The sequence below is a fragment of the Lysinibacillus sp. FJAT-14222 genome (assembly GCF_001278875.1).
In the GTDB taxonomy this organism is placed as follows: domain Bacteria; phylum Bacillota; class Bacilli; order Bacillales_A; family Planococcaceae; genus Lysinibacillus; species Lysinibacillus agricola.
Genome location: NZ_LIYL01000034.1, coordinates 71,176 through 83,793, shown reverse-complemented (window position 1 = coordinate 83,793; position 12,618 = coordinate 71,176). Strand labels below are relative to the sequence as shown.

Below are 12,618 nucleotides of genomic sequence, written 5' to 3'. Positions count from 1 at the left end.
AAATGCTGCAATTGAGGCGGCTCGTGCAGGAGAGCATGGTAAAGGCTTCGCAGTCGTGGCTGATGAAGTACGCAAATTAGCAGAGGAATCTAAAGCATCTGCCAACCAAATAGTGGATGTAATCGCACTTATTCAGCAAGAAACGATGGAAGTAGAAAAGGCAGTAAGTGTAACTGTATTGAATGTGGATGAGGGTGTCACATTTATTCAAAATGCGCAAAATGCCTTCGATGGAATTTTAAAAGCGATTGGTGATATGGCATCTCAAATCGAGGATGTGTCTGCTTCTACACAACAAATTTCTGCGAGTACGGAAGAAATGGCAGCATCGGTCAATGAAATGTCTTCTTCTGCTATTCAAGCTGCACAGCAATCTGAAACAATTGCATCGACAATAGAGGAGCAAGCTGCAACTATTCAAGAAATAAATGCAGTTGCAAAGTCATTAAGTGAAGAAGCGGTGTCCGTGAAGGAAGAAATCAATAAATTTAAAATTTAAGATAGTGGACTGTAGTGGAATCATTAACAACAACTACGTTTGTGAGTGTTTCGTTTAAAAGACAATGTGCAGTGGGAAAGAAATCCTGATGTGTCATAGAGACCTCAATTGTCCAGAAACTGTATAATTTTAGTTAATTAACACGTGTGCGATAACAAATCAAAAACAGGTAGAGAAACTATTTTCTCTACCTGTCTCTATATAATCAATTATGCTTGTGAATTTACAAGGATTTTAATATGATTTCGTTCTTTCATTAATGCTTCAAAGCCTTCTGTTACCACTTCATCCAGTACAATACGTTTTGTAACAAGTTTCTCAGCAGAGAAGTAGCCTTGTTTCATTAATTCCATAACGGCAGGGAAAATATCGCGATAAGCAATAATACCTTTTACAGAACGCTCTGTTAGTACGAGATTGTTAGGCAGAATAGAAGCCTCAGATTCCCAAATAGAGACAATAATTGTTTCACCTTCAAATGTTGTAGAATCAATTGCTTGCTGTAATACTACAGGGACACCTGTTACTTCAAATGCAACATCTACTCCACCATCTGTTAATTCATGTAGGCGGGCTACTGCATCTTCATTTTTAGGGTTAATAACTGCTGTTGCGCCTAACTCTAAAGCTTTGGCAGCACGTTCTTCTGAAAGCTCTACTGCATAAATTTCAGCTGCTCCAGCTGCACGCAATGCTTCGATAACAAGAAGCCCGATTGGCCCAACTCCAAAGACAGCTGCTTTATCACCAGCTTTTAGTTTACTTTGACGAACTGCATGTAATGCTACTGCTGCAGGTTCAACAAGTGCACCTTGTTCATAGGAAAGACCCTCTGGCATTTTGTGTACCATTTTTTCATCTACCATTGTATATTCAGAGAATCCTCCGCCACCACCAGAAAGACCGTGGAATCCTAAATGCTTACAAATATTGTACTTACCTTTTTTACAAGCAGCACATTCGCCACATGCAAGTATTGGTTCAACAACAACAGGATCTCCAACTTGTACTTTTGTAACTCCTTCGCCAACTTCTACTATTTCACCTGAGAACTCATGTCCCATAACAATTGGCGCAATATCTTTACTTACATAATGAGGTTGTTCCACGGGAATAAAGATTGGTCCAGCTGCGTATTCATGTAAATCACTACCACAAATCCCTGTCCAATGTACTTTAATTTTCACTTTTCCAGGTGCAATTACAGGTTCTTCAATGTTTTCAACACGGATGTCTTTTGCTTTATACCATCTTGCTGCTTTCATGATAAATCAACCTCCTATAGTATCTTACATTTTTCATCATAACATGTGGTAATTCTTCAAATCATTAGTTATCAATAAATTGACATAAAAAATACTAATACTTAGCTTTTTTCTACGATATTGCAGCGCTTTTTTTATTGCATATTAACAGTATTTCGAGTAACTTTGATAAGTGCTTCGCTACAGATATGATTAAAGTATAAAATAATGTTCAAACTTGAGATAATAGGACGTTAATATACCTTAAGTTCGAATCATGATACAATGGGAAAGATGTTAGGAGGAACGAATTATGTCAAAATATACTGATTATAATTTTCAGCCATTTTTGCAGGACGCAATTGTAAAACTTGGCTTCACAGAACCAACGCCGATTCAAAAGGAAATTATTCCGCTAATACTAAAAGGGAAGAGTGCAATCGGACAAGCACATACAGGGACGGGAAAAACACATAGTTTTTTAATTCCAATTGTGCAACGCATTAATCCTGACAAGCAGGAAGTACAAGCTGTTATTACGTCACCTACACGTGAGCTTGCTCAGCAAATTTTTGATGCGTTAAATCAATTAATAGAAGGAACAACTATTCAAGCGAAACTATTTATTGGGGGTACGGACAAACAACGCTCCATTGATAAGTTAAAAACGCAACCACAAATTGTTGTTGGAACGCCAGGACGTATTCGTGATCTCGTTTCAGCGCAAGCGTTATTTGTGCATACTGCGCCAATTTTAGTTGTCGACGAGGCAGATTTAGCCTTCGATATGGGCTTTATAGAGGAAATCGATGGTTTCGCCTCCCAAATGCCAGAAAAGCTTGAAATGTATGTATTCTCAGCAACAATTCCAGAAAAACTTCAGCCTTTCTTAAAAAAATATATGGACGCACCTGTTCATATCCAAATGAATGATAAACGCCCAGTCGCAGAAGGAATTGACTTTGTTCTTGTACCAGTGCGTTCTAAATCACGAAACAAACGTTTATTGGATGTTATTGAAGGGATAAACCCGTTTTTAGCTGTGATTTTTACCAATACACGTAAAACAGCTGAGCACGTAGCGGGCTTTTTAAATGAAAACGGGATTCGCTGTGGTCAAATACACGGTGATTTAAGTCCACGTGATCGTAAGAAGATGATGAAACAAATTCGTGATTTGGACTATCAATATATCGTTGCAACAGATCTTGCAGCACGTGGTATTGATATTCAAGGAATTTCACACGTCATCAACTATGAAATTCCAGAGGACTTAGAATTCTTTATCCATCGTGTAGGACGTACAGCGCGTGCAGGAAATAAAGGAACTGCAATTACATTGTTTGAACCATCAGATGAGGATGCAGTAGTACGTATTGAAAAAATGGGCATTCCATTGGTTCAAAAAGATGTAAAAGATGGCGAGTGGTCTGAACTAAAAGATCGCCATGCACGTAAAAATCGTGTGAAGCATGAAAATGAAATCGATGTGAAAGCAAAAGCATTAGTTCGTAAGCCGAAAAAAGTAAAACCAGGCTACAAGCGTAATATGAAATGGGAAATGGAAAAAATTAAAAAACGTGAACGTCGCTTAAAAGCTCGCGGTAAAAAATAAGGAGGCATTCAAATGCTACTTGGATCACATGTTTCAATGAGCGGAAAAGAAATGCTGCTCGGATCAAGTAAAGAGGCCCTTTCATATGGGGCAAATACCTTTATGATTTATACAGGAGCACCACAAAACACTCGTCGTAAGGCAATTGCTGACCTCAATATTATGAACGGTTTACTACACATGAAAGAGCATGGCATGACAAATATTGTTGTCCATGCTCCATACATTATCAATATTGCGAATACGGAAAAGCCTGAAACTTTCCGTCTTGGTGTAGATTTTTTACAGACTGAAATCGAACGTACTGCGGCGTTGGAAGCAACACAAATTGTTTTGCATCCAGGTGCCCATGTAGGTGCGGGAGCAGACGCAGGCATTGCCAAGATTATTGAAGGTTTAAATGAAGTGCTATCACAGGATTATCCTGTACAAATCGCATTAGAGACAATGGCGGGGAAGGGAACTGAATGTGGTCGTTCCTTTGAAGAGCTTGCTAAAATTATAGATGGCGTAACACATAATGAGCGTCTTTCAGTATGCTTTGATACATGCCATACTCATGATGCTGGCTACAATATTGTAGAAGATTTTGATGGCGTATTAAATGAGTTTGATAAATTAATAGGTGTTGATCGTATCAAAGTCTTGCATATCAATGATTCAAAAAATGTTCGTGGTGCAGGAAAAGACCGTCACGAAAATATAGGATTCGGCCATATTGGCTTTGACGCATTAAACTATGTTGTTCATCATCCACAATTAATGGAGATTCCTAAAATCCTAGAAACACCATATGTCGCATTAAATAGTGATGCCAAATCAAAATCGGCTCCATATAAACATGAGATTGAGATGCTCCATAACGGAGAGTTTAAACCTGAGTTAATCGATGCTCTAAGAGGATAGAAATAAATAGCCCGAAATCAGCTAGCATAAGTACTGATTTTCGGGCTTTTTTCTATTTAGTAAACAATGCGATTAGTTGTCTAGAACGCTTTCTACCTAAAACAGCTTCAACCTCTACAAGTATATCTTTCGGAATACCTAAAAAGAGCCAAGAAAATGAGAACTGCTCTAAATAAGGCCGAAGTTTTTTTACTTCAGAAGTAGTAATTTCAAATCCTTCAGCACGAGCAATTGCAACAACTTCCTTATCACTACTTTGTGCTAATTGCTGCAAAAATTGAATACTCAAAGCCAATCCCCCTTTTAAAGTTGTTTAGTTTCTTGAAACGAAACCCTTCTTGTGAACGCCGTGACAGCTATGAAAACCCTTACTTTAAAAGTGTTAGAATCAATGCCTATGACAAACAGCGTGATTCAAATAAAAATCTTTGTGTAGACTATGATCAGCCAAAAGAGACATCTAAATGGTTCGAAACTTGTTATTAGAACATTAAACAGTAGAATAGCAATTTTATTCTCTTTACAAAAACGGTACTTTCATTTATACTTACAACTTGTAAATCGTAATGATTTTGAATTAGAAAGAAGCGATGATGCATGAAAAAATCATTAATTAACATTGAAAACGTGTCATTTCAATATGACTATACGCAAGTATTAAAAAATATCTCTTTTCGTGTAGAAGAGGGAGATTTTTTAGCACTTCTCGGTCCGAACGGTTCAGGGAAATCTACATTATTAAAAATTATATTAGGGTTATTAAAACCAATGTCTGGAGAAATAAAGCTATTTGGTGAACCAAGTTCAACTTTCAAGCATCGTGAATGGATAGGGTATGTGTCACAAAAATCCAATGCCTTCAATTCAGGATTTCCAGCAACCGTCCAAGAGGTAGTGAAAAGTGGATTATCAAAAAAAATAGGACTATTTAAAAGACCTGGACGAGATGCCAAAGGAAAAGTACAAGAAGCATTAAAAGCTGTTGGAATGGAAGCCTTTATGAATCGTAATATTGGTGAATTATCCGGTGGGCAACAGCAACGTGTCTTTATTGCAAGAGCCTTAGTCAGTGAACCGATGCTACTAATATTAGATGAACCAACTGTCGGCATTGATCATGAGAATGTGCAGTCATTTTATGATATGCTGGCGAAATTGAATCGGGAACAGGGAATTACAATGATTCTTGTTACACATGATGTTGATACAGTGTCGAACCGCATCAGTCATGTAGCATGTTTAAATCAAACTATACACTTCCATGGTTACAAAAATGAATTTGATACAATTTCTCAGGATGCGCTCGATGCTTGGTATGGCCATTCTGTGAGAAAGATTCACTAGAAGGAGAAGGCGCAATGATTGAAGCAATTTTTAACTATGAATTTTTACAAAATGCCTTTTTCTCTGGGCTATTAATTGGCATATTGGCACCGCTGCTAGGTGTTTTTATTGTCGTTCGCAGGCTTTCGCTTATTGCAGATGCCTTGTCACATGTGACACTCGCAGGTATAGCGGGAAGCTTATATATCAGCCAATCTGTTACAGCCTTGGCAATGCTAAATCCAATTTATTTAGGCATACTTGCCTCTGTCAGTGGTTCGATTTTAATTGAGCGTCTTAGACGTTTATATAAGCACTATGAAGAGCTTGCTATTCCAATTATTATGTCAGGTGGGATTGGTATTAGTGCTATTTTTATCTCACTTGCAAGTGGCTTTAGCACGGATTTAATGAGCTATTTATTTGGTTCAGTGTCAGCTGTGTCACGTCAGGATTTATGGGTAGTGGTGGGAATTGCTGCCGTTGTCATTATCTTTTTGTTGTTATTTTTTAAGGAGCTTTTTGTTTTATCTTTTGACGAGGAATATGCAAAAGCTAGCGGTTTACCTGCACGTTGGATTCATCTCTTATTTATGATTGTGACAGCACTTGTTATTGCTGCAAGTATGCGTATCGTAGGTATTTTACTAGTGTCCTCACTGATGACGTTACCAGTAGCTGCTGCAATGCGACTTGCAAAGGGCTTTAAGCAAACAATCATCTATGCAATTGTCTTTGGCGAAACGGCTGTGTTGATCGGTCTAGTCAGTGCTTTTTATTTAGATTTAGCACCTGGTGGTACAATTGTCGTCACTTCTATCTTAATTTTGTTACTTGTAATACTAGGAAAAAAATTAGTATTTAGAATGGCTGCAAAGCAAGAGGAGGTAGCACAGTGAATGTTTCAAGAGCGTGGGAAATTTTAAAAGAGAACGGCTTTAAAAAAACAGATAAGCGGGAATTAATATTAGATATGTTTGCAGCAACAGATAAATATTTAACGGCTCGAGATTTATTAGATGTTTTGAAAAAAGATTTTCCAGGTATGAGTTTTGATACAATCTATCGCAACCTAGCAACGTTTGTGAAGCTTGGAATACTAGAAGAAACTGAGTTATCTGGGGAACGGAATTTCCGTATGCATTGCGAATCTGAACATCATCACCATCATTTTATTTGTATGGACTGTGGCAATGTTAAGGAGCTAAATCTCTGCCCTATGGAAATGCTTGGAGAAAAGCTGCCAGACTATGAAATTGAAAATCATAAATTTGAGATTTATGGTAAGTGTCCAGATTGTAAGCATGAAGCTTTGTAAATTAATTTCGTTTGAGTTTTTACTATTGTAAATTTTCAATGACAATACTAGAAAAAGGGGTAGCTCCAAGTGAAGTTTCACCTGGGACTATCCCTTTTATAATAACTAAGCTACTCTACGAATAGCGTCAATTTTATGCAGAGGAGCTTCCAGTGTTGCTAAAGGTTATATCTAATAAAAAAGACGAATGATTACGATAAGGAATCATTCGTCTTTTTCTTCTAATTATTGATGTTTTTGTTGGAAAGCTACCATAAAGTCACGTAATGCTTCACAAGCCTCTAAAGGTACAGCGTTATAAGTAGAAGCACGGCAGCCGCCTACAGAACGGTGTCCATTTAGTCCAACAAATCCTGCTGCTTTTGCTTCAGCAAGGAATTGTTTTTCAAGCTCTTCATCAGCAACACGGAAAGTAATGTTCATTAAAGAACGGCTTTCAGTTGTTGCATGGCCTTTATAGAATCCGTTGCTATTGTCAATGGCATCATAAATTACTTTTGCTTTCAACTCGTTATGCTTGGCAATTGCAGCAACGCCGCCTTTTGATTCTACCCATTTTAATACTTCACCTAACATATAAATACCAAAAGTTGGAGGTGTATTGTATAAAGAGTTACTATCGGCATGCGTTGAATATTTTAACATTGTAGGAATGTTTTTATTCGCTTTCTCTAACAAATCTTTGCGAATAATGACTACTGTTACACCAGATGGACCAAGATTTTTTTGAGCCCCTGCATAAATAAGACCAAATTTACTTACATCAATTGGTTTAGAAAGAATATCACTAGACATATCCGCAACTAACGGTACATTTTTTGTTTCAGGGAATTCCTTCCATTGTGTGCCGTAAATTGTATTATTTGAAGTGATATGCACATATGCATCCTCTTCGTTAAATTGAATGTTTGCTAAAGCTGGGATATTACGGTATTGATTTTCTTTTGTACTAGCAGCTTCTACGGGCGTACCAAAGAATTTAGCCTCTTTGAATGCTTTTTCAGACCATGAACCTGATAATACGTAGCTTGCTTTTTGATCGGCCTGTAGGAAGTTCATCGGTATCATTGTAAATTGAAGACTAGCGCCGCCTTGTAGGAAAAGGACTTCATAGTTTTCCGGGATAGCATAAAGCTTTTTCAATAAAGCAATTGCTTCATTATGTACTTCATCGAAAATGGCACTGCGATGGCTCATTTCCATAATTGACATGCCTGAGTCACGGAAGTTTACTAATTGTTGTTGGGCTTTTTCTAATACTTCTAGTGGTAGGGCAGATGGGCCTGCGTTAAAATTGTATGCACGTTGTGTCAAAGTGGTACACTCCTTGTTTGGTTTTATAAGGTTAAACCTTATTCATAGTTTTTTAGTTCCTACTAATTGGTTGATGAATCTATCAGGCTTTTACGGCAAGTTCAAAATCATCTAGCAAACTTTTTGCATTTATAGATTGAGCACAATACTGACCGTTAAAGCGGGATAAAAGCACTTTACTGGATTATAACTCAATTTTCAAGAGAAAAAATAAAATTCTCACTATTCGAGCAGAATAATGACAGGCTCGCAACAAAATGTACACAATTGAGTTAAATTTATAATAGCTTTTGAGGTTTAAATACGAACGAATCGAAACATAGAATGGATATATGAGTTAATATTTCGTGATTTACATATTCCATAATCAGTTGAATTATAAAATGTTCGTGTTTGTTTATGTGGAATGGCTACTACCCAAATATGTACTTACCTGCACATTCCTCTAGGGAAGGACACATTCCGCGGATGTAGTCTGGGCTCATTAAGGGCATTGATTAATGGTTATATGTTTCTAAACGAAAAAACTTTGAACGAAAACAAAAAGGTATTAAAATGGACGAAATATGTCTAACCTTCCACATAAACTAAGAACTTTCGGTATAATGAATGGTGAATATGGATATAAGGGGTGTTTTGAATGTTTACAACAGAAGAAGCGTGTTTAGTTGTCGTCGATGTACAAGGCAAGTTAGCGACAATTGTTGATGAAAGTGAAGCGGTGATTGAAAATGTGGCAAAGCTGGTACAAGCTATGCAAGCATTGGAGATACCCATTTTATGGCTTGAACAAAATCCTAATCGTTTAGGTGGGACTGCGTTAGATATTGCTCAGCATCTTCAAGGGCAAGCTATTGCTAAAATGGCATTTAGTGCTTGCCAGGAGCAAGAGTTTGTTGATGCATTGAAAGCGAGTGGTCGTACTCAATTTATCGTAACAGGTATCGAAACACATATTTGTGTCTACCAAACAGCGCGACAGCTAAAAGAGCAAGGACTTGAGGTCGAAGTTGTTGTTGATGCCGTGTCGTCTCGTACAAAGGCCAATAAAGAGATTGGGCTTGAGAAGATGAAGGCACTTGGAATTTTACCAACAAGCACAGAGATGATTTTATACGAGCTACTACAACATGCAGATCATCCACATTTTAAAACGGTGTTACAGCTTGTTAAATAACCAAAAAAACTCATCATAACGATGAGTTTTTTGCTATTAAGGAAACTATAGATTTTTTGCATGTGTAAAACCTAGAGCATAGTCGGCGTCTAGGCTAAAGTGCTACATCCTCGAGGTCGCTTCGATCCCTCGGGCAAAAGTGGTGGAGCGTTTACTTTTGCTTCGGGCTCTCCAGCGCTTGTCGGATGTAAACGAGCGCTTTAGCGCATTTGTTTATTAAGCAGGCATGTCAGTCGGTGTTGGTTTTGCGTAGCCTTCTTTATACGTGTCATCAATTGCTTGACGAATTTCTTTGAGGCTCATGCCATCTTTATGCATTTTTGCAGACTGTACAGCGATTTCTAGGCAAACGAGACAACGAGTACCGTGATCATCCCAGACAATGGTTCCATCCTCACGCTTTTCCTCAATAAAGCAGTTTAAATTGCTTTTATGTCCAGCTGATTCGCCACATCCACAATAGCATGGCATCCACTCAAGAATTTCTGTAGATTGACCAGCAATTTGATACACTAAGCGAATATTTTCTGTTTGATTATCTAAAAAGGATGGAAGAACATCAGCAGATGTAGTTTCCTCCTGAATATCTCCAGAAGCATGTGCATGTCCTTCATGTGAAGCTTCTTTTTGTCCTTCATTCGGATTTTTTTCAACAACCTGTTTATCTACACCACAAGCACTTAACACTAATAAAGACAAAACAAAAATAGATAGAAGTTTTTTCAACAAATGCGCCTCCTACATGTTTACAATACTTCCATTATAACATCGTTCGCTTAAACATTTACAGGAAGCGCATGTGAAAATCAATGAAATATATCTAATCCACGCGTTTTGTTCATTAAAAGTTCCATTTTCTCACTTAGTAATTTTTTCAAGAAGAAACCAAATAGAATAAAAATGAGCCAGAAGCAAGATAAAAAGGCGAGATCACCCCAAACCTTTGTCCAAATAATACCACCAACTGCCTCTCGCATCATTTCAATTGCATAAGTAAAAGGTAAAAATGGATTTATTATTTGGAAGAACTTAGGTAGTAATTCTACCGGGTATGTGCCACCAGAACCTGCAATTTGTAGCACTAACATGACAATGGCTAAGGCTTTCCCAACATTTCCAAACACCGATACCAGTGTATAGACAACCGTAATAAACACTAGGCTAATAAATAGCCCAAATGGTATAAAGTAATAAGGAGCACTAATTGATCCATCTAAAAGAACAATATCTCCTATTGTAATAATGAGTGTTTGTATAAATGAAAAAGTTGCAAATGTTAATAAACGTCCAAAGTATATTTGGCGAATGCTGTATTGATTATTATCGTGAATATCTACAGATAAAAGTGAAATTAATAATAAACAACCAACCCATATGGAAAGCACAGTGTAAAACGGTGTCATCCCTGTTCCATAATTAGCAATCGGAAACATTCTATGTTCTTCAAGCTTAATAGGCTCCTCAAAGAAATCTCGCTCAGCATTAACGTCATTTTTCAATAATTGAACGATTTCGGAAATATCTGCTTCACTTTCTAATGTTCTCAGCTTATCTGCAAGATCCTTAATTTTTGTACTTAGGGTAGGGAAATCTGATTGTACTGTATTAAGTGTCTTATTAGCTGTTGCTAACGTATTTTTGGCATTTGTTAAACGATCTGTTGCTTGAGGAAGAAAATTTTTCACATTCGTTAACATAGATGATGCATTTGTTAATGTATTTTTGGCAGAAGACAAGGTCGTATGAATTTGTGGTTCTAGATTATCGTTATAATGAGTAAGGAATTGATTCAGATTGTTAGAAGCATTTTGTGCAACACTTTGAACATCAGCGAGATCTTTTTTTATCGTTTCACTATCCATGTTATTTAACTGCTGTACTTTAGTTGAGACGTCAGTTAGCAAAGTATTTAGCTGATTTAATGCTGTTAGCGAGCTTAAAGAATAATCAGTTAAACTAGGATTTGCTTGTAAATCTCCACGTATTGCTTCAAGTTGTTCAAGAATTTTCTTATTACTTAGCAAAGTCTTAACATCTTCAGCATTGCTTTGTTGTAGCGCCGTCAGGATAGTTTGCAGCTTGTTTTCTAGCTGTTTACGAGACGAAGCATCAGCTTGTGTTAAGTTTTGTAGTGCTTCAAGTGTTTGGATGCTATTATTTACTTTCTCGCGAGATGCATCCAGCTGTTTCTTAATCGTATCCTTTGTTTGAGCAATGGTAGCTGTATCCACATTAGCATTTTGTAGCTTCCCTAATAGCTCTGTAAATCGTTGAGTAATATTTTGTACAGCTGTTAAATCCTTTTTAATGATAGGGGATAGTTGGTTGAACAATGTATCTGCTTCATTAATCAATGTTAAACCTTTCTGAATAGTGGTTAGACCATCATTTGTTAATTTTTCAACCTCAGGAATTTGGGTAATTGTATGGTTCAGTAATGTCTCGGCTTCTTTCCCATCTTTAGCAGTTTTCGCTAAAAATGTTTCGATATCCGGAAGATGCTGTTCAATCGTAAAAATATAATTTTCAAACTTCCTAAAGTCTGGAATTTCTCGTTCCATCTCAACACCGATCGTATTAAAAATAGAGAAAAGTGTTCCATTGACAGTTGAGATAAATTCACTAGAAACTTGCTGAGTCAAAACACTAGCACCTTTACTTGTAATTTTGGGTGCAATTGGATTTATTTTTTCATTTACATAATAATCGATATGCGCTTTAGTAGGCTGATTTGACAGTATGGAGGTTAGTTTTTGAGAAAAATCACTAGGGACAACAATAACCGCAAAATAGTCACCGTTTTTTAAATAATCAATCGCTTTTTCATGAGATGTAAATTCCCAAGTAAAGTTTTGATTGGCACCTAAATTGTCTACTACCTCGTTACCAACATTTATATCCTCACCCCTGACATTCGTTCCTGTGTCTTCATTGACAATAGCAATTTTCATGTTGGCTGTGTGGGCATAGGGATCCATAGAGGCATAAATATTGAGCCACGCATAAAGAGAAGGTAGAAAAATTAGCCCACCAATAATGACAGCAACTACCCAGTTTGTTAAAATATTATGGATATCACTTTTATAAATTTGAAAAACATTTCGGATAGTGTGTTTCATATTAACCACTCCACATTCGTATTGAGCATTATATATGTATGTTCCCAAAATTGGGCCAAATTATGTTTGAATTATAGAAATACTTATTTTTAAAGACAAATTA

12 protein-coding genes are annotated in these 12,618 nt (G+C 36.9%); 7 read left to right on the top strand and 5 right to left on the bottom strand.

All coding sequences use genetic code 11. The features are described from left to right. Positions 1–10: 10 nt before the first annotated feature. Positions 11–499, top strand: a complete 489-nt coding sequence (locus tag AN161_RS30620) for a methyl-accepting chemotaxis protein (protein WP_082340118.1) — start codon at positions 11–13, stop codon at positions 497–499. A gap of 209 nt (positions 500–708) precedes the next feature. On the opposite strand, the gene AN161_RS15215 is transcribed toward AN161_RS30620, so the two are convergent. Then, on the bottom strand, positions 709–1,764 hold the full coding sequence (locus AN161_RS15215) for a 2,3-butanediol dehydrogenase (RefSeq protein WP_053595192.1): 1,056 nt from the start codon (positions 1,762–1,764) through the stop codon (positions 709–711). 292 nt (positions 1,765–2,056) lie between these two features. Here AN161_RS15215 and AN161_RS15210 point away from each other — a divergent pair, with 292 nt between their 5' ends. Both AN161_RS15210 and AN161_RS15205 read left to right on the top strand, forming a co-directional pair. After that, a complete protein-coding gene (locus AN161_RS15210) occupies positions 2,057–3,358 on the top strand; it encodes a DEAD/DEAH box helicase (RefSeq protein ID WP_053595191.1) in 1,302 nt (433 codons plus the stop codon). Positions 3,359–3,370: 12 nt separating this feature from the next. After that, positions 3,371–4,264, top strand: a complete 894-nt coding sequence (locus AN161_RS15205; RefSeq protein ID WP_053595190.1) for a deoxyribonuclease IV — start codon at positions 3,371–3,373, stop codon at positions 4,262–4,264. A 52-nt stretch (positions 4,265–4,316) separates the two neighbouring features. On the opposite strand, the gene AN161_RS15200 is transcribed toward AN161_RS15205, so the two are convergent. Further along, positions 4,317–4,553, bottom strand: a complete 237-nt coding sequence (locus tag AN161_RS15200; RefSeq protein WP_053595189.1) for a Nif11 family protein — start codon at positions 4,551–4,553, stop codon at positions 4,317–4,319. Positions 4,554–4,861: 308 nt separating this feature from the next. On the opposite strand from AN161_RS15200, the gene AN161_RS15195 reads away from it, so the two are divergent. From AN161_RS15195 to AN161_RS15185, 3 genes are read left to right on the top strand one after another with little or no spacing between them, the layout of a single operon-like run. Further along, positions 4,862–5,608: a metal ABC transporter ATP-binding protein gene (locus AN161_RS15195; RefSeq protein WP_053595188.1), complete on the top strand. Its 747-nt coding sequence runs from the start codon at positions 4,862–4,864 to the stop codon at positions 5,606–5,608. A 14-nt stretch (positions 5,609–5,622) separates the two neighbouring features. Beyond that, positions 5,623–6,486: a metal ABC transporter permease gene (locus AN161_RS15190; protein ID WP_053595187.1), complete on the top strand. Its 864-nt coding sequence runs from the start codon at positions 5,623–5,625 to the stop codon at positions 6,484–6,486. Beyond that, positions 6,483–6,905, top strand: coding sequence for a Fur family transcriptional regulator (locus AN161_RS15185; RefSeq protein ID WP_053595186.1), 423 nt, complete (start codon positions 6,483–6,485; stop codon positions 6,903–6,905). Before AN161_RS15190 ends, AN161_RS15185 begins: the two co-directional genes overlap by 4 nt. A 225-nt stretch (positions 6,906–7,130) precedes the next feature. On the opposite strand, the gene serC is transcribed toward AN161_RS15185, so the two are convergent. Beyond that, positions 7,131–8,219 (bottom strand): 3-phosphoserine/phosphohydroxythreonine transaminase, encoded by a 1,089-nt coding sequence (gene serC, locus AN161_RS15180; RefSeq protein WP_053595185.1) that lies wholly within the window; start codon positions 8,217–8,219, stop codon positions 7,131–7,133. A gap of 640 nt (positions 8,220–8,859) precedes the next feature. Here serC and AN161_RS15175 point away from each other — a divergent pair. Continuing rightward, entirely contained in the window at positions 8,860–9,396 is a 537-nt protein-coding gene (locus AN161_RS15175; protein ID WP_053595184.1) for an isochorismatase family protein, read from the top strand. A gap of 216 nt (positions 9,397–9,612) precedes the next feature. Here the strand turns inward: AN161_RS15175 and AN161_RS15170 are convergent, their stop codons facing one another. Continuing rightward, a complete protein-coding gene (locus tag AN161_RS15170; protein ID WP_053595183.1) occupies positions 9,613–10,122 on the bottom strand; it encodes a PCYCGC motif-containing (lipo)protein in 510 nt (169 codons plus the stop codon). 80 nt (positions 10,123–10,202) lie between these two features. Beyond that, positions 10,203–12,515: a YhgE/Pip domain-containing protein gene (locus AN161_RS15165; protein ID WP_053595182.1), complete on the bottom strand. Its 2,313-nt coding sequence runs from the start codon at positions 12,513–12,515 to the stop codon at positions 10,203–10,205. Positions 12,516–12,618 lie beyond the last annotated feature (103 nt).